Source organism: Endozoicomonas sp. 4G, from assembly GCF_023822025.1.
In the GTDB taxonomy this organism is placed as follows: Bacteria; Pseudomonadota; Gammaproteobacteria; order Pseudomonadales; family Endozoicomonadaceae; genus Endozoicomonas_A.
In genome coordinates, this window is record NZ_CP082909.1 from 3,638,356 (window position 1) to 3,661,082 (window position 22,727).

At 48.5% G+C, this 22,727-nt stretch carries 17 protein-coding genes; 10 read left to right on the forward strand and 7 right to left on the reverse strand.

All coding sequences use genetic code 11. The annotated features are described in order from the left end of the window. Positions 1-94 precede the first annotated feature (94 nt). Genes K7B67_RS14270 through K7B67_RS14285 form a run of 4 tightly spaced genes read right to left on the reverse strand, consistent with a single transcriptional unit; the run spans position 95 to position 2,863 of the window. Entirely contained in the window at positions 95-622 is a 528-nt protein-coding gene (locus K7B67_RS14270; protein WP_252176560.1) for a pilus assembly protein PilP, read from the reverse strand. Further along, positions 622-1,236 carry a type 4a pilus biogenesis protein PilO gene (gene pilO / locus K7B67_RS14275; RefSeq protein WP_252176561.1) on the reverse strand — a complete coding sequence of 205 codons (615 nt, stop codon included), beginning with the start codon at positions 1,234-1,236 and terminating at the stop codon, positions 622-624. The genes K7B67_RS14270 and pilO overlap by 1 nt, the downstream gene beginning before the upstream one ends. Further along, entirely contained in the window at positions 1,233-1,799 is a 567-nt protein-coding gene (locus K7B67_RS14280) for a PilN domain-containing protein (RefSeq protein WP_252176562.1), read from the reverse strand. The genes pilO and K7B67_RS14280 overlap by 4 nt, the downstream gene beginning before the upstream one ends. Next, positions 1,799-2,863 (reverse strand): pilus assembly protein PilM, encoded by a 1,065-nt coding sequence (locus tag K7B67_RS14285; protein WP_252176563.1) that lies wholly within the window; start codon positions 2,861-2,863, stop codon positions 1,799-1,801. Before K7B67_RS14285 ends, K7B67_RS14280 begins: the two co-directional genes overlap by 1 nt. A 516-nt stretch (positions 2,864-3,379) precedes the next feature. Between K7B67_RS14285 and K7B67_RS14290 the strand changes: the two genes are divergently transcribed. After that, on the forward strand, positions 3,380-5,839 hold the full coding sequence (locus K7B67_RS14290) for a penicillin-binding protein 1A (RefSeq protein WP_252176564.1): 2,460 nt from the start codon (positions 3,380-3,382) through the stop codon (positions 5,837-5,839). Positions 5,840-5,927: 88 nt separating this feature from the next. Here K7B67_RS14290 and K7B67_RS14295 read toward each other — a convergent pair whose 3' ends face one another. The 3 genes from K7B67_RS14295 to rpmE form a co-directional block, all read right to left on the reverse strand. Further along, a complete protein-coding gene (locus K7B67_RS14295; RefSeq protein WP_252176565.1) occupies positions 5,928-7,178 on the reverse strand; it encodes a malic enzyme-like NAD(P)-binding protein in 1,251 nt (416 codons plus the stop codon). Between the two features lie 381 nt (positions 7,179-7,559). Next, on the reverse strand, positions 7,560-8,381 hold the full coding sequence (locus K7B67_RS14300) for a thermonuclease family protein (protein ID WP_252176566.1): 822 nt from the start codon (positions 8,379-8,381) through the stop codon (positions 7,560-7,562). Between the two features lie 74 nt (positions 8,382-8,455). Then, positions 8,456-8,671 carry a 50S ribosomal protein L31 gene (gene rpmE / locus K7B67_RS14305; protein ID WP_252176567.1) on the reverse strand — a complete coding sequence of 72 codons (216 nt, stop codon included), beginning with the start codon at positions 8,669-8,671 and terminating at the stop codon, positions 8,456-8,458. A 297-nt stretch (positions 8,672-8,968) separates the two neighbouring features. Between rpmE and K7B67_RS14310 the strand changes: the two genes are divergently transcribed. From K7B67_RS14310 to K7B67_RS14350, 9 genes are all read left to right on the forward strand, one after another. Next, entirely contained in the window at positions 8,969-11,188 is a 2,220-nt protein-coding gene (locus K7B67_RS14310; protein ID WP_252176568.1) for a primosomal protein N', read from the forward strand. 135 nt (positions 11,189-11,323) lie between these two features. Continuing rightward, positions 11,324-11,524 (forward strand): hypothetical protein, encoded by a 201-nt coding sequence (locus K7B67_RS14315; RefSeq protein ID WP_252176569.1) that lies wholly within the window; start codon positions 11,324-11,326, stop codon positions 11,522-11,524. Between the two features lie 27 nt (positions 11,525-11,551). Further along, entirely contained in the window at positions 11,552-12,346 is a 795-nt protein-coding gene (locus tag K7B67_RS14320) for a hypothetical protein (RefSeq protein WP_252176570.1), read from the forward strand. 23 nt (positions 12,347-12,369) lie between these two features. Further along, a complete protein-coding gene (locus K7B67_RS14325) occupies positions 12,370-13,170 on the forward strand; it encodes a hypothetical protein (protein ID WP_252176571.1) in 801 nt (266 codons plus the stop codon). A 236-nt stretch (positions 13,171-13,406) separates the two neighbouring features. Further along, positions 13,407-14,852, forward strand: a complete 1,446-nt coding sequence (locus K7B67_RS14330; protein WP_252176572.1) for a hypothetical protein — start codon at positions 13,407-13,409, stop codon at positions 14,850-14,852. A gap of 145 nt (positions 14,853-14,997) precedes the next feature. Further along, positions 14,998-16,452: a hypothetical protein gene (locus K7B67_RS14335; protein ID WP_252176573.1), complete on the forward strand. Its 1,455-nt coding sequence runs from the start codon at positions 14,998-15,000 to the stop codon at positions 16,450-16,452. A gap of 160 nt (positions 16,453-16,612) precedes the next feature. Next, the gene (locus tag K7B67_RS14340; protein ID WP_252176574.1) at positions 16,613-17,236 is read left to right on the forward strand and encodes an HNH endonuclease; all 624 of its coding nucleotides are present in this window, start codon (positions 16,613-16,615) and stop codon (positions 17,234-17,236) included. Positions 17,237-17,281: 45 nt separating this feature from the next. Beyond that, positions 17,282-19,690 carry a plasma-membrane proton-efflux P-type ATPase gene (locus K7B67_RS14345; protein ID WP_252176575.1) on the forward strand — a complete coding sequence of 803 codons (2,409 nt, stop codon included), beginning with the start codon at positions 17,282-17,284 and terminating at the stop codon, positions 19,688-19,690. Positions 19,691-19,945: 255 nt separating this feature from the next. Beyond that, positions 19,946-22,627, forward strand: coding sequence for a glycosyl hydrolase family 18 protein (locus K7B67_RS14350; protein ID WP_252176576.1), 2,682 nt, complete (start codon positions 19,946-19,948; stop codon positions 22,625-22,627). Positions 22,628-22,727 lie beyond the last annotated feature (100 nt).

Below are 22,727 nucleotides of genomic sequence, written 5' to 3' on the forward strand. Positions count from 1 at the left end.
TTAGAATTGTTGTTCTAATCGGCATGACATCAGAAAAATTCAGTTTTCTGAAGATTCAATCGGTGAGGGAGGTATGGCAAAGCGGGGTTGGCGATCAGGGCTGACCAAGATCCAGTCTCAGGCTTCTGGGTCTTTCAATCCAGAGATTAGAACCCGCAGGCACAATCTCGACAATTCTTAATTCACTGTCATCAATGTACGTGATTCGACCGTGGTTTTTACCCAGATAATCACCCACCCTGACCCGGTGAATGCCATCATCACCACGAACCAGACCCCAAAGGCCATCATCGTTACTGATAGAGCCCACCAGGGCAAAGGTTTCAATATCGAACTGCTCCAGATATTGCCTGGTTCGGCGGTTGTCAGGCTTGACATTACTGTTGAGACTCCGATCAGAGACCTTCAGCTTGATCGGCGGCTCAAAGGGACTTCTTAAACCAGAAGCCCTGTAAGTAAATGCCTCGTAAGGAGTAAAAGTAGGCAAGGGTTCAACGGTTCCGGAAGGCTTGGCCTTCATCTCAGCCATGTACTGGTCAAGATCACTGAAGCCAGTGTTTCCGGAACACCCTGCCAATAAAAACCCCAAACAAACCACCAGAAGTCTTGGTAAATACTTCATTACTGAGACTCCTTGTCGTTGTAGCGATAGGTTCTGGCCAGAATCTCCATTTTCAGAATCTGCCCATTTTTTTCCGGAGTGATAGAAAAGTCATGAAGCGTCACAATTCGAGGCAAACTGGCGACACCACTGACAAAATTGCCAATATCGTGATAACTGCCACTGACTGAGATACTGATGGGGAGCTCAATATAAAATTCCGTGGCTTTCTCTGGCTCCAGTTTGATGGTCTCAAACGCCAAACCGGCACCACGACCAGTGAAAGTAATATCTTCCAATAAGCCCGGCACTTCGGTATCACTCGGCAACTGTTTTACCAGAGCACCAAAGGAAGCCTCCATTTCTTGCATCTGAACCCGGTAAGCATCCAGGTTCGCAGCCTGGAAAGCCTTGACCCTGAACTGGTCCTTTAACTCTCTCTCTTTTGCAATAACCGTGTCGTAAGTGTCCTGGAGCGGACTCAAGTGCATTTGATAACCCAGAAACAGCACCAACCCGAAAGTCAGCACACAGGCAATAACCCTGACCGGTAAGGGCCAGCCACCGATATTTTCCAGATCCAGTTCTGCCAGATCCAGTTCATTCAATTTTTTTAGCGAATCGGCGAAACTCATGATTCGTCTCCCCCTTCTTTTTCAGGCGATGTTCGAATCACAGTCAGATCAAATTCATTCATCCGGTTACCGCCAAGGGTTACTTTGCGCACAGCCGTCAGATTGGGATCGGAAAACCACTCAGAGGCATCAAAATTACGCATCAGGCTGGAAATACGATTATTCGACTCCGCTACGCCCACCAGTTTTAAAGTATCTCCCTGGTACTGGAGGCTCTTGAAATGAACGCCATCAGGAATCAGTCGAGCCAGCTGATCAAAGACCCGGACAATAATAGGGCGGTTACCCTGTAAACTCTGGATAACCTCCATACGCTCCAGAAGCTGGGCTCGCTTCTCTCTGAGCCCCTTGATCTCAGCAATACTTTTGTCGAGCTGGATAATTTTATTCTGAAGGTACTGATTCCTGTTCTGCTGCTCGCTGATGACATTGCCTGTGTAGAGGTCGGCCATGAATATCACGCTGCCAGCGGCCAGAATGGTCATCATCCAAACTGCGAAAAAGCGTTTCTTGCGTTCTTCACGTAGTTGCTCACGCCAGGGGAGAAGGTTGATTCTTGCCATCAGTCAAAACTCCTCATGGCTAATCCACAGGCGATGACCAGACCCGGAGCGCTGGCAGTTAATTTACTGGCATCCACTTTTCTGGAAACGGACATGCTGGCAAACGGATTAGCCAGAAATGCCGGTGTTCCCAGCTTATCCTGAACCAGGGCAGCAAGGCCTGAAATGGAAGAGGTTCCGCCAGCCATCAGAATGGCATCAACATCGTTGTATTGACTGGAAGAATAGAAAAACCGGAGGGATCGGGAAATCTGTTGCACAACCGCCTCTTTGAAAGGCTCCAGTACCTCAGGTTCAAAATCGTCTGGAAGTCCCCCGTCGTGTTTGGACTTCTCTGCTTCTTCAGGGCTGAGACCGTAGCGGCGCTGAATCTCATCGGTGAGCTGCCGGCCGCCAAACAATTGTTCCCGTGTGTAGATCGTCTGCCCATTTCTCAACACACTAATGGAAGTGCTGCTGGCTCCCATATCAACAATGGCCACCACCGCTTCCTCTTCTGGCAACTCCAGCGTATCACCTACCAACTCGTAGACCCTTTCCATGGCAAATGCCTCGACATCCACCACTTTGGCTTTCAGACCGCCAAGCCCAAGCGCCTCTTCACGTATTTCAACATTATCGCGACGGCAGGCGGCAAGCAGTACCTCTGCCCGCTCAGGATTATTTTCCTTTAAGCCAAGGACTTCAAAATCAATCGCCACTTCATCTAATGCGTATGGAATATACTGATCGGCTTCTACGGTAATTTGTGTTTCCATCTCATCATCACTGAGGGAAGCATCCATCTCGATGGTTTTGGTGATGACAGCCGAACCGGAAACAGCCACCGCAGCATTTTTCACGCCGCTGCGACTGCGGGAAACAGCGCGCTTGATAGCCTCGCCAACCGCTTCAGGTTCCTGGATAATATTTTCCACCACAGCCCCGGGTGGCAAAGGTTCCTGCCAGTAGGCTTCAACCCGGTAGCCCCTGCCACCACGACTCAGTTCGAGTACCTTCACTGAGGTCGAACTGATGTCCACTCCAAGGACAGCACTTGTTTTATTATTGAAAAGCCCAAACACAGATGTGATTCCTGCTTTTATCACCATGAAACGCCAGCCTGATCAACATCTATTCTTTGGCACCTGTCGCTTATGGCGGCTTTGTTATGAAAAGTTATGAAAAACTCCCTTTTTTTCATTTAATATCAGTCCATTCGATTGCGCAATGAAGCAACCGTTCGAGCTCAATTTACTTAGAGAACCTGTCGGTTTATCCACTTCGCCGTGACCGCCCCGATAAATTTCTGTCACTGATGACAGAAATTTATCGCGCATCCGGTGTTTTGAGCGGGGTATGAAGTTTACGTTCTTCGACTCCTTTCAGGATGAACGGGGTTGGTTGCTCAGGATGCACGAGGGGGCGTACGGATATCGCATTGAAACCGTGTACCAGGGTGGAGCTATGTAAAGCCGAACATTACATTTACTAACAATCTGGTTTCTAGGGAAATTATACATTTCCCTTTATAATGAGCGGCTGGGAGTCTGTCTATTCCCAGTCAGACTCCTCAAGCCAAAACTGAGTATCAACCAAGAATGTATCGATCGGTAAAGTTTTTAAAATTTCTGCTCTGGAGCGGGCTGGCAGCCGCCAGTGGCATCACTCTTATAGCAGCCAGCGCCTACCTCTACCTGAGCCCTTCACTGCCTTCAGTTGAGACACTGCGTGACACTCACTTGCAGACACCGCTGCGCGTCTTCTCAAAGGACGAAAAACTGATCGCAGAGTTTGGGGAAAAGCGCCGAACGCCCATCCACTTTGACAATGCCCCCGGGCTGCTGATTAAAGCCTTCATGGCCGCCGAAGATGACCGCTTCTACCACCACCCCGGTGTCGATATCATGGGTCTGATGCGAGCTGCCTTACAACTGGCTTCCACCGGTAGAATCCAGTCAGGAGGCAGTACCATCACCATGCAGGTGGCAAAGAACTTCTTCCTGAGTCACGAACGGGTCTTCTCCAGAAAGTTCAACGAGATTCTGTTGGCTTTACAGATCGAACAGGAACTGACCAAAGACGAAATTTTTGAGCTCTATCTCAATAAAATTTATCTGGGTAACCGTGCCTACGGAGTAGAGGCTGCCGCACAGGTTTACTACGGTAAATCCATCAACGAACTTAACCTGGCTCAATGGGCTATGATCGCCGGTTTACCCAAAGCCCCTTCCCGTTATAACCCAATCAATGACCCTAAACGGGCACTGATTCGCAGAGACTGGATTCTTGGCAGAATGTACGACCTGGGTTACATCAACCAGGCTGATTATAAAGAGGCCGTCCATGCCCCGATAACCGCCAGTTACCATGGCCCCCAGATCGAAATGCAGGCTCCCTACATTGCCGAGATGGTTCGTCAGGAAATGATCGAGAGATTTGGGCCAGAAACCTACACCGAAGGCTTCAAGGTTTACACCACGGTTGACAGCGTCTTACAAACGGCCGCTAACGATGCCATAGCCCAAGGTCTTTTCGAATATACCGAAAGACATGGATACCGGGGCCCCGTTACCAACCTGGGCGAGGACGAAAAAGAAGAAGAGACAACGACTCTCTGGACAAAGACCCTGGAGGAAACCGATTCTACCGGCACCCTCGAACCTGCTGTCGTCACCGCCGTAGAAGAGCAATCGGTGACGATCCTGATGAAAGAGGACCAGATCAGTCACATTGACTGGGACAATCTCAAGTGGGCAAAACCCTATATCAATGTGAATGCCTTTGGCTACAACCCGGAGCAGGCATCTGACATTCTCAAGCCCGGTGACCTGATCTGGGTAAGAAAAATGCCTGATGGCCGCTTCCGTCTGAGTCAGGAACCTCTGGCGCAATCTTCCCTGGTTTCCATGAATCCGGAAAATGGCGCCATTCTCGCGCTGGTTGGTGGCTTCAACTTCTACGACAGCATGTACAACCGTGCCACCCAGTCCATCCGCCAGGCGGGTTCAGCTTTCAAACCTTTTATCTACCTGGCCGCCCTGAATGATGGCATGAGCGCCGCGACCATCATCAATGATGCGCCCATCGTGTTTGCAGATGAAGGACTCGAAGGGATCTGGCGCCCGAATAATGACAATATGAAGTTCAACGGCCCAACGCGACTCAGGGAAGGTCTCTATCGTTCAAGAAACCTGGTCTCAATTCGTGTGCTCAGGGAGATTGGTATCAACCCGACCGTGGACTTCCTGACGAAGCTGGGACTGCCTGAAGACACTCTGGCCCGAAATCTCTCTCTGGCCCTGGGCAATGTTTCCATGACACCGCTGGAATTGACCACAGGTTATGCGACGATTGCCAACGGCGGTTACAAGGTCATGCCCTACCTGATTCAGAGAGTCGATGTTATGGATGACATCGTATACGAGGCCAACCCGGCAACGGTCTGCCGGGACTGCCGGAAAGAAAAGGCTCCTGAAGAAGGGTTCGTCTCAGAACAAGTCTCTGAAACCTCGTCGGTACCTCTGGCAGAAGACAAAGCCCTGGTTTCTGCTGACATCCTCAATAAAGCTGAGCCCGTTATGGACAGCCGGGTCAACTACATCCTCAATGATATGATGCGCGATGTTATCCAGAAAGGCACGGGTAAAAGAGCAAGAGCCCTTGAACGTCATGATATTGGTGGTAAAACAGGCACCACCAATGACAGCAAGGACGCCTGGTTTATCGGGTTTAATCCTGATGTTCTGACCAGTGTCTGGATTGGCATGGATGACAACACTACCCTGGGACGCTGGGAGTTTGGCGCTAACGCGGCTCTGCCCATCTGGCTCAGTTATATGAAAACCGCTCTGGCAGACCTGCCAGAAAGACATCTGCCCCAACCCACAGGCATTGAAACGGCTCGAATTGATCCAAAGACAGGGCAACTGGCAACGCAGGGTGACCCTGAGGCTATTTTCGAACTGTTCAGGAAAGAAAACACACCCAAAAGTGTCAGTGAAGGAACCCCTCCCTCGTTGGAAGAAAGTGACTCACTGAAACCAGAGGATTTGTTCTAAAATCCGAGCGCATCTTGAATGACTTCACCCCAAAAAAAACCGGCTCTGAAATCAGAGCCGGTTTTTTTCTAACCACTGAATCGCAGGTTTAAATATCGTCCAGAGACTTCAGAGGATAATGGGCAGGATAAGGCTGGCGAGCGACGCCAGAATCCACAGCCGCTTTTGCCACTGCGGCAGAGACAGAGCCCAACAAACGAGGATCAGTGGGCTTGGGTATGATGTATTGCGAACCAAAGCTCAGCTCAGCACCTTCATAAGCATCAATTACCTCCTGAACCACCTCTTCCTTCGCCAGTTCACGAATAGCATGAACCGCAGCCACTTTCATCTCTTCATTAATACGGCTGGCACGAACATCCAGGGCGCCACGGAAGATGAAGGGAAAACCAAGTACGTTATTCACCTGGTTTGGATAGTCAGACCGACCGGTTGCCATGATGACGTCAGAGCGTACTTCCCTGGCCAGCTCCGGACGAATTTCCGGGTCGGGATTGGCACAGGCAAAGACAATAGGATTACTGGCCATTTTTGCCAGCTGTTGCGGAGTCAGCAGATTTGGGCCAGACAGCCCCAAGAACGCATCAGCGCCATCAATGGCGTCATCCAGGGTACGGCAATCGGTCTCAACTGCGAACAGAGCCTTGTACTGGTTGAGGTCATCACGTTCTGTGTGAATAACTCCTTTACTGTCCAGCATAAAAATATTGGCTGGATCCATACCACAGCTGATCAGCAACTTGACGCAGGAGATGGCCGCAGAACCGGCACCGAGACAAACCAGACGGGCTTCTTCGATCTTCTTGCCAGCAATCTCAAGGGCGTTCAACATACCTGCTGCTGTGACAATGGCAGTACCGTGCTGATCATCGTGGAAGACAGGAATATCACACTCTTCTATCAGGCGACGTTCGATTTCAAAACACTCCGGTGCCTTGATGTCCTCAAGGTTAATACCACCAAAGCTACAGGCCACCCGCTTCACGGTGTTAATGAAATCCTGAGGGCTTTCGCAGTCCACTTCCAGATCAATGGAGTCGACTCCAGCGAAACGTTTGAACAGCAGCGCCTTGCCTTCCATCACAGGCTTACTGGCAAGCGCGCCAAGATTACCCAGACCAAGAATGGCAGTACCGTTACTGATCACTGCAACCAGATTACCTTTCATGGTGTATTTGTAGGCATTTTCAGGGTCAGCGGCGATTTCACGCACGGGCTCGGCAACGCCCGGGCTATAGGCCAGAGACAGATCTTTGGCGGTCTCCGCTGGCTTGGTCAGTTCAATCGAGATCTTTCCGGGTTTAGGCAGGGCATGGTAATCCAGAGCAGCTTGCTTCATATCCTTGTACTTTCATCCTAATGAAAACATGAGAGGAAACGTGCAGAATATCGGATCACTGTTTATCGAACAAGGAGCCGGTCGGCCAGAAAAGTATATCTACAGACCGGTAACCTGAATTAATGCACTGTAACGAAACAGCTATAGCGCAAGCAAAACATTTTGTGGCAGCCATCACTAGGAGCTAAGCTCTGATATCCGCTCCCCCTGGTGAGTAGACCGGCGGAACTTCCCCGCCAGCCCCTCTCAGAACGGTACGTGAACCTCTCGATTCATACCACTCCCATGCTCCAGATTATCAATGACCCCCACCCTGAGCGGAGTCGAAGGGCGCTCAGGATGAACGTAGATTGTTCACATCAAACTCATTGAAGTGACGTACTACGGAAGCTCAACAAAAATACCATCACGACTGTAAACACCTATCATCCAGCGTTTATAGCGTCGCCCTCCCTTACTTTTATCCTTGCGGTCCACCAGCCAGCCCCTGAGCTCAACATGCTGACCTGCCAGCTTTTTCAGCCATTCTCCCTGTACAGCGGATTTGGGTATACGAATAACCACAGGGCCATCCATTTCCACCCACAGAAAATCACTCTTTTTGGGACTGGCAACCTGAACGATCTTACCCCTGAGCAGGTTAAAGCCGGGCTTCAGCCTGTTGGCCCTGATATCCAGAACCGGATTGTCTGACCAAACACCTGTTTTCCCCTTTCTGGCTTTTGCTTCCTGCTGCTTCAGGCATGCCCGGTAAATATCAGGCTCTTCAGAAAACAGTTGGTAAGCCAGACCTTGTTCAATCAGTAGTGATTCAATGGATCGACCGTCCATGAGAAAGGGATGAGCCAGTACCCGACCATGGTGATCCTTTCCCACCACCTGAATCCTGATTTTCTTTGTTCCTGACAGCAGTTTTTTGAGAGCCAGGGAGGCTTGATCTCCGTAAGGCTCTGCCGGTTTATTGTCATGGGCTACTTCAGGCGTATTAATAGAGGGAAAACGGATTTTACGGCCATCCTTCAAGCGCAGCGAATCGCCGTCAGCGATGGCGTCCCACACCACCATTTCTGAAGCACCTTTCAGAGTGCAGGTCTCAATGGCGGATACAGGGGATACCCACAAAAATAACCAGACATAAAAAAAGGCGCCCACAAAACTGTGAATCGCCTTTTTCTCGCAGCCAGTAAAATCTGAAAAAAACATCGCGCTACCTTTCGAATCACTCCGAACAAGCATAGCGGTATTTTTAACTCATGGCTGCTGGCAGCAGGAGACGCTTACTTGCGAGCACCAACCTTGCCGAAACGTTTGGTGAAACGCTCGATACGACCGCCGGTGTCCATCACTTTCTGGGTGCCGGTGTAGAATGGGTGGCACTTGGAGCAAACTTCAATGTGCAAGTCTTTGCACAGAGTAGAGCGAGTCTTGATCTTGTTACCGCAGGAGCAGGTAACTTCGATTTCTTTGTAATTTGGATGGATTTTCGGCTTCATGGGATCTACCTCAAAACAATGCGTGCCGCCACCCGGTCTCTGGCTAATAGCAACTCGGCCAGGGCACCGCACGCGAAACGGTCACCGAACAGCACACCAGGGCAGTCACTGGAAAGTGCCGCCCAGGAACCGCTCTTCAGTGACCCTGGAAAATTGAGGCGGAATCATACCAAAGTATCTGCGTCAAGCAAATACCAGTATTTCACCGCGCATTCATTTTAACCAAACCACATATCAGGTTACACTGGTCAGGACTTCTTCCGGAAGCCTTCTGACAGCCATTAAAAAGCAACCTTCATGACCTCATGTGACGATAATTATCTCAGCATCGCCATACCCACCCCGTTGAGGCAGATGTTCGACTACCTTCCTCCTGATAATGAGACACACCTGCAACCGGGTATGAGAGTTCAGGTTCCCTTTGGCCCCAGAAAACTGGTTGGCATTATCGAAGCCATTAAACCGGAATCCGATTACCCCAGGGAAAAACTCAGAAAAGTCTCCGCCGTTCCGGACCAGGCCCCTCTGATTCCTGAAGACATTATGCAACTGTGCCGCTGGGCGTCCGGTTACTATCACTACAGCCTTGGAGAAACCCTGCTTCAGGCATTGCCCAAAGCACTCCGACAGGGAAAACCTGCCAGCCGGGAAAAAATAGCACTCTGGAGCCTTGCTGCTCCGCTTGATGAAGCCACCAGCCAGTCTCTGAAAAGAGCCCACAAACAGCTCAAGGCCCTGCAATGGCTGGAAAAATATCCTGAAGGCCTGTCAGAAACTGAACTTCGGGAAGTGGGTTTTAGTAAAACCATCCTCACCCAATTACAAAAAAAGCAACGGGTGGTGGTTCGTGAGATTGAACGGACTGACCGACTGTTCACTGAGTATGCAAACCCAGTCAGACAAGCGCCTCTGACACTGAATCCTGAACAGACTTCCGCCCTGAAAGGCATTCTGGCATGTCCGTCTTTTCACCCGGTTTTACTGGATGGTGTTACCGGAAGTGGTAAAACAGAAGTCTACCTTCAGGCCATAGAAGCCACACTTAAAGCCGGTAAACAGGCGCTTGTGCTGGTGCCGGAAATCGGTCTGACACCGCAAACCGTCAGACGATTTCGCAATCGGTTTACCGTCCCGGTGGCCTGCCTTCACTCCGGATTAAGCGACGGCGAACGCTTACAGGGCTGGCTTGCTGCCAGTCGAGCCACTGCCGGGATACTGATTGCCACCCGCTCCGGTATTTTTACGCCATTACCCGAACTGGGATTAATTATTGTTGACGAAGAGCACGACAACTCTTACAAACAGCAGGATACCCTCAGATACAATGCCCGGGACCTGGCCATATACCGGGCCAAAATAGCAGACTGCCCGGTTGTCCTCGGTTCCGCCACCCCCTCTCTGGAAACCCTCGTTAATGCCAGAAAGGGTCGTTACAGCCATCTTGAGATCAGTAGCCGGGCCGGGCATTCCCGACCACCGACTCTGGAGCTACTGGATATACGACAGCAGGTACTCCATGAAGGGTTTGCCCAGAGCCTGATAACAAGAATGCAATCCACCCTCAACAAGGGTGAACAGGTGATGGTCTTTCTGAACCGCAGAGGCTACGCTCCCTCTCTGGTCTGCCATGATTGCGGTGAAGTGACCGACTGCCCCCACTGCGATGCTCACCTGACACTGCATCGCCTGCCGCCTCATATGCATTGCCACCACTGTGATTATCAAACCGCTATTCCCTGGTCGTGTCCAAAATGCCACAGCAAAAATCTTCAGCCTGCCGGTCAGGGCACCGAACGCTGTGAGCAAACTCTGGAGCAGATGTTTCCGGATATCCCGTTAATCAGAGTGGACAGAGATTCAACGCGCCGTAAAAATGCACTTGCAGAAATTCTGGATACGGTTCACACCGGCAACCCCTGCATACTTCTGGGCACTCAAATGTTGGCCAAAGGCCATCATTTTCCCGATGTCACTCTGGTGGCGATCATCAACGCCGATTCCGGACTGTTCAGTGCTGATTTCAGAGGGCTGGAAAAAACCGGGCAGCTGATCCTTCAGGTCGCTGGCAGAGCAGGCAGAGAAAAAAAACCGGGCCATGTCATCATACAAACCCACAACCCTCAACACCCGGCTTTGCAGATGCTGGTCACTCAGCCATACAGCCAGTTTGCTGACTGTTTGATGAATGAACGCAAACACCTCAAACTGCCACCTGAAGGTTATCTGGCGCTGTTCAGAACAGAGTCGTCTATGGCGGCAGCCGGTGAAAACCTGTTAAAAAATCTCCGGCATGTTTTATTAAACCACCACCAGCAAGGCTCTGTCAGAGTTCTGGGCCCCATCCCGGCGCCTATGGAAAAAAGACAGGGGCGCTATCGTTATCAACTGTTTTTGCAGAGTAGCCAACGTGCTGCCCTGCACCGTTTACTGGCTATTGCTGTCGTGCATCTGGACGCCACGAAATTACCCAGAGATCTTCGCTGGACACTGGATGTGGATCCTCAGGAGATGGGTTAGTACACCATTTCTATAAAATTGACGGGCTCCGTTCACCCTGAGCGGAGATTGTTCACATCATGCATATGTTTTCCTGATTACCACTGATCTTGCCTAATGAATCAGCTGCTATAATAAGCGTCGGTAGTCATATGCTTGAAGGTAAAACTGATGTGTAAAAATACCATTCAGTTCCAAAAAGGCATTGGCGTTATGCAATTTATGGTTAATTACGGCAGTGAAGATCAGTGTGAGAACGCCCTGTTCTCTTGGCGCTGGTCAGCGGGGATTTCTGCTCTTACTGTTGATGCTCGCCTAAAAGCAAATGTTCGTGCACTCAGTGAGCTTATTCCTTAGTTTTAGTACTATGAGGAGACTTTCCTGATGTTCTTGACAAGACAGATAGCTTTTTTAAAGCCTTCAATTAAAAAACTGCTATCAATAGCACTATTGATTCTTTCTAACAATATTTTTGCAACTCCATACCAGAAATGCGTGAACAATTGTATAGAAGATTGCCTTATATCAGATATTATTCCAGCTTGCATACTGGGGTGTGAACTAGGTTGCCTTGCTTCATCTTTTTCAAGTAACACCGAGTTTGTTATTTGTCGCAAAGAGAATTACGTAAATGATACTGGGTTATGCCCTGCGGAAGCGTTGAAGCAGGTATCAGCTGAAGAAGTTGAAGTTGGTGATTTTGTACAAACGCTTCCAGATGACCTTAAAGTAGGTACTCACATGATATTTACAGAAGTCATTGGAAATAAGAAAAGTAATGGCGATTACACATTCAGGAACATAAAATTTGAGCGCATCAAAGATAATAGTGCTGACTATCTTGAGGTGACACCAGAGCATCATCTTATTGTGCTTAAACAGAATAGTGTTGCTAGCAATGAGAATGTTACTGAAGGAGCCTTTATGCTGAAAGCCAGCGAAGTGCATGAAGGAATGCTCCTGCCATCGCTAACAGGCACTAAACGAATTATTGAAGTAAAAGATATACACTACCCTGTGAAATACACAATTAAGACACGCACAGGAACTATATTGGCTTCAGGTATCTTTACAACAACAGGATACGAAGGAACTATTAATAGTGGAACCAAGTTCCTTGATGCTATTAAACAATATCAAGAATCATATCAAATTCAAGATAAGCACATGGCCGAATGAAGTTGTATGAGGAGAATTCCCTGATGTTCGCGGCAAGACAAATAGCTTTTTTAAAGCCTTCAATTAAAAGACTGTTATCAATAGCGCTATTGATTCTTTCTAACAAAATTTATGCAGATTCAAGTTTCCCTGAATGCATGAGACGTTGTGTTAAAGCTTGCTACATGATACCCGTAACTATTCCAGCTTGCATATTTGCGTGTGAAGTAGCTTGCACTCTACCCTCTTTTTCAAGTAACACCAGATTTGTTATTTGTCGCAAAGAGGATTACGTAAAGGATACTGGGTTATGCCCTGCGGAATCTTTGAAGGAGGTATCAGTTGAAGAAGTTGAAGTTGGTGATTTTGTACAAACGCTTCCAGATGACCTTGAAGTAGGTACTCACATGGTATTTACAGAAGTCATTGGAAATCAGAAAAGTAGTGGCGATTACAAATTCAGGAACATAAAATTTAAGCCCATCGAAGACAATAGTATTGACTATCTTGAGGTGACACCAGAGCATTACCTTATTGTTCTTACACAGAATAGTGTTGCTAGTAATGAGAATATTGCTGAGGAAGCCTTTATGCTGAAAGCCAGCGAAGCGCATGAAGGAATGCTCCTGCCATCGCTAACAGGAGCTAAACGAATTCTTGAAGTAAAAGATATACACTACCCTGTGAAATACACCATTGAGACACGAACAGGGACTATATTGGCTTCAGGTATCTTTACAACAACTGCATACAAAGGAACTGTTAATAATGGAACCAAGTTTCTCGATGCTATTAAACAATATCAAGAATCACGTCAAATTCAACATAAGTACATGGCCGAATGAAGTTGTATGTTTTGTTGCCCGCAGGCTGCAAGAATGTTTATGGTTGCCTAAAAGCAAATGTTCATGCACTTAGCGGGCTTTTTATGCTGATCCAGGTTATCCTTCGACAAGCTCAGGATGAACCCATGTACTAACAGGTGTGTCCATTTTACTAACCTATATATGAACTCTTTGAATCTTCCTGCATCTAATAATTAAACGGACTGTATCGCAACCTATAATCTCACCAGAGGGAGTTGCGTAACGCCAACAATGTGCTTTTAGAGGGATCACATATTATGGATCTATTACGCATTCTATTAGTGACCATTCTGATCTTTTTTCCTGCCCAGGCTTTTAGCGGGGAATTCTCACCCGGCTACCCGACGGCATACCGCCACTTCCCAGAGCTGGTTACTGCACTTGATAAAAACTTGGATGGACTGCTCTCCTACGATGAACTCATTGATGGCTACCATGCTCCGTATCTGAACAAAGAGCTTTACCAAACCATCAGGCTTTACCTCGTTAATTTTGAGTCATGGCAAAACCCTGTCACCGTCTCATTAAGCAGAGATAGTATTGAGCTGGCCGAACTGTCGGGGCAAGCGGCAAAGTATCACCACGAGCAGGACAACACTTTTTGGGATGCCTGGCTTGCAAAGCCGGAACGGCAACCGTTTGCCGACGCCTATAGACGGCTTTTTCCCCATGGTCTGACCAGTATTACTCCGGATAATCTTTTGCAAAGGTATTTTCCAGATTGTGTTCTGATTGCCTTGCTGACCTCAATAGCCAGCTCTGAAACCGGAAAAAGGCTGATATTCAATTACTTTTATAAGACGGCTGATGAAGAGGTATTTAGCATCGCTTTTCGCGGCAGTAATACAAGCATACCGGTTCGATTCAGAGAAGTTGAGCACTACAAATTTGCCATAACACGTGATGGCGGTATCTGGCTGGCAATGCTCGAAGCCGCTTACAACAACCTGCCGAAAAGTTTCATTAAAAAATATCAACAAGATGACTGGACACGGTTTGACTATCGCAAATATTCAAAGCTGGACGGGGTAGATCATGTTCAAGCTATTGATGTACTTATGGGGTCGTATACCGATTACATCAACCCGCAACTTCAAAGTCAGGAGCAGTTGAAGGAGCAACTCAACTCTTTTGTTGATAATGAAAAAATAGCGTTTTTGGGTGTTGACCCAGCAGTTTCAAATTTACTGAAGTTAAGGCCATTCGCTAGAATCGTAAGCTATCACGCCTATAGCCTGATCGGCTACGACAAAGAAAAAGATATTGTTTATATTCGTGACCCTAATGGCTATTCTGCTACGCTTACAAACCTCTATACCATTAATCAACATATTCAGCCTATTTCCTCAGGAAACAGCGAAATATTTGAAGTCATAAAGAGCCACCCCTGGGACCCTCACTATAAACTTGCTTATGGACTGACGGAGCCTGAACTAAACCACTTCCTTAACCAAACCGCACCACAGGCAGTGGACATCATAGACAAAAGCACAATCTCTGATATTTCAGTACCCTTGCATATTTCTGAGAGAAGCCCTGCCAGAACCGGCATCATTGAAATGACCTTAGAACAGTTTGCTGATACGTTTAACAACATGTTCATTAGCCAGTGCGGGCCGTACCAATGCCCTAATAACAATCACATTGAAACCGTGTACTAACAGGTGTGTCCATTTCACTAACCTATATATGAACTCTTTAAAGCTTTCCTGCCTCTAATAATTAAACAGGCTGTATCGCCACCTCTGATCTCACCAGAGGGAGTTGCGTAACGCCAACAATGTGCTTTTAGAGGGATAACACGTTATGGGTCGATTACGCATTCTATTAGTGACCATTCTGATCTTTTTTCCTGCCCAGGCTTTTAGCAGGGAATTCTCACCCGGCTACGCGACGGCATACCGCCACTTCCCAGAGCTGGTTACTGCACTTGATAAAAACTTTGATGGCCTGCTCTCCTACGATGAACTCATTGATGGCTACCATGCTCCGTATCTGAACAAAGAGCTTTACCAAACCATCAGGCTTTACCTCGTTAATTTCGAGTCATGGCAAAACCCTGTCACCGTCTCATTAAGCAGAGATAGTATTGAGCTGGCCGAACTGTCTGGGCAAGTGGCAAAGTATCACCACGAGCAGGACAACACTTTTTGGGATGCCTGGCTTGCAAAGCCGGAACGGCAACCTTATGCCGATGCCTATAGACGACTTTTTCCCCATGGTCTGACCAGCATTACTCCGGATAATCTTGTGCAAAGGTATTTTCCAGATTGTGTTCTGATTGCCTCGCTGGCCTCAATAGCCAGCTTTGAAACCGGAAAAAGGCTGATATTCAATTACTTTTATAAGACGGCTGATAAAGAGATATTTAGCATTGTTTTTCGCGGCAGTGATACAAATATACTGACTCGATTCAGAGAAGTTGAGCACCACAAATTTGCCAAAACACGGGATGGCGGTGTCTGGCTGGCTATGCTGGAAGCCGCTTACAACCACCTGCCAAAAAGTTTCATTAAAAAATATCGACAAAATGACTGGTCACGCTTTGACTATCGCAAATATTCAGAGCTGGACGAAGTAGATGAAAATCAAGCTTTTACTGTACTGATGGGGTCGAATTCCAATTACATCAACCCGCAATTTCAAAGTCAGGAGCAGCTGAAGGAGCAACTCAACGCTTTTGTTGATAATGAAAAAGTAGTGATTGTTGCTGCTACCCCATCAGTTTCAACTTTCCTGAAGTTAAGGCCATTCGCTGAAATCAGGAGCAGGCACGCCTATAGCCTGATTGGCTATGACAAAGAAAAAGATATTGTTTATATTCGTGACCCTCAAGGTCAGTCTGATGCGACTGTAAATATCTATACCATCAATCGCCATATTCAGACTCTTTCCTCAGGCAACAGTGAAATATTTGAAGTCATAAACAGTCATCCCTGGAATCCTGAGTATAAACTCGCTTATGGACTGACGGAGTCTCGACTAAACTACTTTCTTAACCAAACCGTCGCACTGATGATGGACAATGGACTGATGGAGCCTCAACTAAACTACTTTCTTAACCAAACCGCCGCACTGATGATGGACAACATAGCCAAAGGCATAATCCCTTCCAATATTCCATTATCCATGTCTACTTCTGAGAGGAGCCCTGCCAGGACCGGCATCATTAAAATGACCGTAGAACAGTTCATTGATACGTTTAACATGATGTTCATTAGCCAGTGCGGGCCGTACCAATGCCCTAAAAGCTATAACTAGGAGCCTGAAAAAGCCCCAAAAATTGGCATAAATATATCGTTGGCAAGGGGGCATCATTTCGGTACCTTAGTAGAAGATAGTCATCATTCGCCGACACACTATATATTGAGTTGTGCTGCGATACTGGCTGTATCAGGGATGAAAAAACGGGAGCTGAATTATGTATATTCTGCGACTGAATGCTGCCGGACAACCGGTTGAGTGGCTGACCTGGCAGGAGACAGTCTGTCTCTACTCAAGAGACCTGATCCGCTGGAGTCTTGGTGATATTATTTATCGAGTCAGAGGCGGTCGTAACCGATGGCTTGGCAGCCAGACCATCATTGAATTACCCAGCATCATCGCCTGCGGTGGTAAACGACTCTTCCCGGCCCGCACTAATCCTGCTTTAACTAACTCCTCTCTTTTCGAGCGCGATAATCACCAGTGTATGTACTGTGGCAAGTTCCTGTCACGCCGCTTTTTGACCCGTGACCATATCCTGCCAACTTCAAGAGGCGGGCTAGACGACTGGATGAATGTAGTGGCCGCCTGCAAGCGATGCAATCAATTCAAAAGTGATCGTTTGCTGAAAGAACTGAATATGACACTGGTGGCTTTGCCCTATCGGCCCAACGCGGCTGAATACCTGGCGTTGGTGAACAGCAACAGGATTTTGCCCGAACAGGCTGATTATCTCAGTAGCCAATTTTCTGAAAACTGTCGTTGGAGTCTTGATCCAGACCGTCAGAATAAAGAACCTGCCCTGCAAATAGACGACGTCGAACCACTTCGCAATATATGATCTAAGCTCTATCTCCAACGGTTCTTCCTTTTTGCGGTTTCAATCATGACCGAAAAGCAATCTGTTGGGGCGAGCTATCAAGAGGCTCTAAACCAGCTTGACACTTCGTTGAGTGGACTGTCATCCGGCAATGCCAGAGACAGGCTGCATCAATACGGGTACAACGAGCTTGAGGAAAAGCGTGAAAGCAAATTATTGCAGTTCCTCAAAACCTACTGGGGCCCTATTCCCTGGCTTATCGAGATAGCCGCTGTACTGTCGGCAGTTATAAGGCACTGGCCGGATTTTTTTATCATTCTTTTTATGCTGGTGTTGAACTCCCTGATTGAGTTTATCCAGAGCAGTAAAGCGCAGGATGCACTGGCTGCCCTGAAATCTTCCATGGCGCTTCAGGCACGGGTAAAACGAGACGGGAACTGGTTGGACCTGCCCGCCCGGGAGCTGGTTCCGGGGGATATCGTTCATATCGAAAATGGCGATATTGTGCCGGCAGACTGCCTGCTATGTGAAGGGAAATACCTGAGTGTTGATCAGGCCGCCCTGACCGGGGAATCCCTGCCGGTGGATAAAGCCGTCAACGACACCATTTACTCAGGCTCTGTCGTTAAACAGGGAAGCATGCAGGCACTGGTGACCCAAACGGGGAGCAATACCTTTTTTGGCAACACCGCAAAGCTGGTGCAAACGGCAGGCAACGTATCTCACTTTCAGGAATCAGTGCTGGGCATTGGCAAGTTCCTGATTTATGGCACCTTGCTTTTCTCTGTTCTTATTATCGTCAAAGAGTGGTATCAGCAAGCCCCTGTATTAAGCATCACCGAGCTGGTTCTGGTGCTCGTTATTGCTTCTATACCCGTAGCGATGCCGGCAGTGCTGTCGGTGACCATGGCGCTGGGTGCCTTGTTGTTATCGAAAAAGAAAGCCATTGTTTCGAACTTGCAAGCGATAGAGGAACTGGCCAGTGTTGATGTCCTCTGCTCCGACAAGACCGGAACCCTTACCCAGAACAAACTGACTTTTGGCGAACCCGTGCTCTATGGGGCTGAATCTGCCGAAGACCTGAATCTCAATGCCGCCATGGCCTCCAGTCTGGATGGTAAAGACGCGATTGATTCCCTGATTTGCCGCTCCGTTCCGGCGGATTTAATGCAGCAGTTTGAGCAACTGGAGTTTATCCCCTTCGATCCGGTCAGCAAACGAAGCGAAGCTTCCATCCAAGAGGCGAATAAGCACTTTCGGGTCACCAAGGGAGCCCCTCTGGTCATTATTGATTTATGCACCGACAGCGACAGCGTTAAAAAAGATGCCCGGGACCATGTTCAGAGAATGGCGGCAAAAGGCCTTCGAACTCTGGGGGTCGCGAGAACTGATAGCCATGAAAACTTCCAACTGGCAGGCTTGCTGACATTATTCGACCCACCCAGGGAAGATTCGAAGGAGGTGATTGCCCAGGCCAGAGCCTACGGCCTGGATGTCAAAATGGTCACCGGGGATGATCTGGCCATAGGTCAGGAGATCTCACGCCAGCTGGGACTGGGCACGGAATTACTGGCCGCTGATGATCTCTTTGATGAGCACACCGATATGGATCATCTGCCAGAAGACGTCAGGCACACCATTGTTGACGCTGAAGGTTTTGCCCGAGTCTTTCCAGAGCATAAATACGGCATTGTGAAAAGTTTGCAAAAGTCAGGTTTTTTTGTCGCCATGACGGGCGATGGCGTTAATGACGCCCCGGCTCTCAAACAGGCCGATGTCGGGATTGCCGTTTCAGGGGCCACCGATGCGGCCCGGGCTGCTGCCGACCTGATTCTGACCCTACCCGGATTGTCGGTCATTATTCACGCCGTAGAAGAGGCTCGCCGTATATTTGCCCGAATGATCAGTTATATAAACTATCGCATTGCCATGACCATTAACCTGATGGTGTTTGTTGCAGTCTCAGTACTGGTTCTCAGGGTGGTGCCTCTGTCAGCCATCATGATTGTTATTCTGGCCCTTCTGGATGACATTCCCATTATTACCATTGCCTATGACAACACCGAAAGTGCACCAGAACCTATGAAATGGCAGCTCAAGAGAGTGCTTACGGTAGCCACGGGGCTTGGGTTGGTGAGTGTTATCGGTAACTTTGGTTTGATGGTATTGATGACGCAGTGTTATCAACTCGGTGCTGACCTTATGCAAACGGTGATGTTTCTACAACTGGTAGTGGCGGGTCACTTGCTGTTGTTTATCTGCCGCCACAACAACTGGTTCTGGATGAAACCCTGGCCGTCGCTGAAGTTGTTTCTGGCCATTGTCCTGACTCAGATCGTTGCCGTCTTTATTTGTGCGTTCGGGTTATTGATGCCAGCCATCAGTTTTGAATTGATCGGCGTGGTATGGGTTTATGCCATTGTCTGTATGTTTGTATTAAATGGTGTCAGGAAAATTCTTAACAAATTGGTTTGAGAACTCTTACTTCATAAACTGACCTCGGAAATACGTAATCTCCGAAATACACGACCACAAGCTTATTCTATAGATTAGGAAGTGACTCCTTCTTAAGCCTTGGGAGAGTAAGAGAGTGGCAGCCAGCTGTGAAAATCAAACTGCATTTCCTTAGTCCATGCAGAAGCCGACCTTGCGCTTTTTTGGATTCTCAGGCTCTCTTGTTTTTCCAGAGGAGTTAAAAAATCTCTTATAAACTCCCTACAGGATAGCGCCTTGATCTCTTCTGAAAAAAAAATAATCCGACCGAAAAAGCTGGCCAGAATCATCAGTATGGTCACTCTGGCCGCCACTGTTTCGACGCCACTTTATGCATTAGAAGCCTGGAATGGCCAAAGTGGCTCAGACACTTATGACGTTATTTTTGATGGCTCTGTCTATCAGAATCAATGGTGGGTTGAGTCAACACATTGCCCGGCAGAAGCGGCACAAAACCCTAATCACAACCCTTGGCGGTTCACCCGTGCGGCCACAAAAGACGAACTAGCCGAACACGGAAATCCTACCAGTTGCGACTTAAGTAGTGGCGGCGGGGAAGAAGATGCCACAGAGCTTCCTGAATTCGATCCAACCGTCGACTATAAGGAAGGTGATGAAATCTCCTACAACGAAATAGGCTATGTTGCTACTGCGACGATAACGGCTTACTCATTTATTCCGGGACAGGAAAATCCCTGGCAAGCCTATGCTCCACTCCCTGCCTGGAGTGCCGCTGTCGTCTATAACACTGGCGATGTGGTTGAAAAAGAGGGTCAGGCTTATGAGGCCCTTTTCTACACTCAGGGTGCTGACCCTTCTAATCCTGACAATCAGAACCCGGACAAAAATAATGGCATGCCCTGGTACCCACTGGGTCAAGCGTTGGTATTCACGGAAGAAGAACTGGCTAATGCCCCTGAGCTGGAAACCGACAAAACCTATCAGGCGAACGAACTAGTCAAGTATCAGGATAAACCTTACGTAGCTCAGCAACAGGTGACGTCTGTTACCCCGGATCAGGCTAACCCCTGGAAGCTATTTATTGACTGGGGTAACACCAAAGCAATGATTGGTGAAGCCAGTCAGCCATGGCCGGATCAGGTTTTTGCTCCCTATGTAGACTTGACGCTTGGGGATATTCCTGACTTTGCCGAGCTGGCCAAAAACCAGAACATAAAGCATTTCACTACCGCCTTTATTGTTGCGCAAACGCCGACCACCTGTCTGCCAAGCTGGGGCGGTGTTTACCCCGTTGGCGAGTACGCTCAGTACAACAATATCAAGAGCCTTCGTGAGGCCGGTGGTGACGTCATGCCATCCATCGGCGGGGCCACCAATACGCCATTGGCAACAGCCTGTACCAACCTGGATGATCTGGCCACGGTTTACTATGACATCGTCGACAATATGAACCTCAAAGCTCTGGACTTTGACATTGAAGGTGCAGCAGTGGCCGACCCGGACTCTATTGAGCGGCGCAGTAAGGCGCTGAAAATGGTTCAGGATCAATGGCAGCAGGAAGACCGCCAGGTCAAAATCTGGTATACCCTGCCCGTTATGCCAACCGGCCTGACAGTGGACGGCTTGAATGTGCTGAACAGTGCCAAAGAACACGGTGTTGAGCTGGATGGCATTAACGTCATGACAATGAATTACGGCTCGCCGGAGTGTCGGTCAGAAGGTCAGGAAGGCTCAGAGATTCATGGTCGGTGCAGTGTCAATGCCATTAACGCTCTGTTCAAACAGGTCAAGGGCATCTTTACTGACAAATCAGATGAGCAGATCTGGGACATGTTAGGCACTACTCCCATGATCGGTCACAATGATGTTGATGCTGAAGTTTTCTACCTGTCCGATGCTGAGCTGGTGTATAACCATGCACAGGACAAAGGTCTGGGCATGGTGGGAATCTGGTCTATTGCCCGGGATAAACCGGGTACTGAAGATCAGGTCGCGCCGGATCACAGTGGGCTGACTTCCGAACAGGCCAAAGCTTATGCTTTCAGTGAGATCTTCTCACCCTTTGGCAATGACAGCTCCACCACTGACTATGTTGCTGCCGATGCCGGTTCTGATCAAAGAGTGACAGGACCAACCACAGTCATACTGGATGGTCGCGGTTCCTCCGATCCTGATGGTGATGCACTGACGTATACCTGGACTCAGAAAGCAGGCGATCCTGTTGCATTAAAGAATGCCAATACCGCCACACCCAGCTTTAATGTTGCTGCGGTCAACGCCGGTTATACCTTTACTCTCTCAGTCACAGATGGTCAGTATACAGATGAAGATGACGTCACTGTAACGGTGAGCAGTGCTGAGCAACTGGTTGTCAGTCTGAACGAAGAGTATCAGGTCAACTCAGGTGGAACGATTGAGATCACGGCAGAAGCAGACGGCGGTGAAAGCCTGATCTACGAATGGATCCTGCCGGCCAACATTGTGTTCGACGGCCAGGGTAGCCCTTCCATTTCGGTAACCGCTCCCACTCAAAGTAACGATAGCAGTTCTCCCTTCTCGGTTGAGGTAAGCAGCGATGACGGGCGCTCAGCCAAAGCAAACTCAACGCTCACCGTAAAAGGCAGTGGTGGTTCAACAGGTTCCTGCGAAGCCATCGACCCTGAAGCAGCCAACTACGAGCCATGGCAAGCTCAGGATTACGAAGGTGGTTCAATGGTGAGCCATAATAATCTGGTCTGGAAAGCGGCCTGGTATGCTAATGCCAGTGAAGAGCCAGGTGTATCCGATACCTGGGAACTCTACAGCGATGTCGCTGAGCCGTGGAATACCAATCTGTCCTACGAGCAGGGTGAGCAAGTCAGCCACAACGGCATTGCCTGGACAGCAGAATACTGGGCAAACCCGGGTGAAGAGCCGGGAGTTGCTCCGGTCTGGAAAGAGGCATTTGTTTGTGAATAACCGCTGATGTTGCTGAAACAGTGTGTTTCTTGAAAAGCCTGGAGTCAGTAGCATGACTCCGGGCTTTTTTATCAGGACAAGCCCCCTTGAAAATAACACC

What these genes read in the sequence shown, in the direction of transcription:
- pilO (WP_252176561.1), bottom strand. Translation starts at nt 1,236, where the DNA reads ATGAGTTTCGCCGATTCGCTAAAAAAATTGAATGAACTGGATCTGGCA.
- K7B67_RS14325 (WP_252176571.1), top strand. Translation starts at nt 12,370, where the DNA reads ATGTTCGCGGCAAGACAAATAGCTTTTTTAAAGCCTTCAATTAAAAGA.
- K7B67_RS14335 (WP_252176573.1), top strand. Translation starts at nt 14,998, where the DNA reads ATGGGTCGATTACGCATTCTATTAGTGACCATTCTGATCTTTTTTCCT.
- K7B67_RS14280 (WP_252176562.1), bottom strand. Translation starts at nt 1,799, where the DNA reads ATGGCAAGAATCAACCTTCTCCCCTGGCGTGAGCAACTACGTGAAGAA.
- K7B67_RS14290 (WP_252176564.1), top strand. Translation starts at nt 3,380, where the DNA reads ATGTATCGATCGGTAAAGTTTTTAAAATTTCTGCTCTGGAGCGGGCTG.
- K7B67_RS14310 (WP_252176568.1), top strand. Translation starts at nt 8,969, where the DNA reads ATGACCTCATGTGACGATAATTATCTCAGCATCGCCATACCCACCCCG.
- rpmE (WP_252176567.1), bottom strand. Translation starts at nt 8,671, where the DNA reads ATGAAGCCGAAAATCCATCCAAATTACAAAGAAATCGAAGTTACCTGC.
- K7B67_RS14320 (WP_252176570.1), top strand. Translation starts at nt 11,552, where the DNA reads ATGTTCTTGACAAGACAGATAGCTTTTTTAAAGCCTTCAATTAAAAAA.
- K7B67_RS14270 (WP_252176560.1), bottom strand. Translation starts at nt 622, where the DNA reads ATGAAGTATTTACCAAGACTTCTGGTGGTTTGTTTGGGGTTTTTATTG.
- K7B67_RS14295 (WP_252176565.1), bottom strand. Translation starts at nt 7,178, where the DNA reads ATGAAGCAAGCTGCTCTGGATTACCATGCCCTGCCTAAACCCGGAAAG.
- K7B67_RS14345 (WP_252176575.1), top strand. Translation starts at nt 17,282, where the DNA reads ATGACCGAAAAGCAATCTGTTGGGGCGAGCTATCAAGAGGCTCTAAAC.
- K7B67_RS14340 (WP_252176574.1), top strand. Translation starts at nt 16,613, where the DNA reads ATGTATATTCTGCGACTGAATGCTGCCGGACAACCGGTTGAGTGGCTG.
- K7B67_RS14300 (WP_252176566.1), bottom strand. Translation starts at nt 8,381, where the DNA reads ATGTTTTTTTCAGATTTTACTGGCTGCGAGAAAAAGGCGATTCACAGT.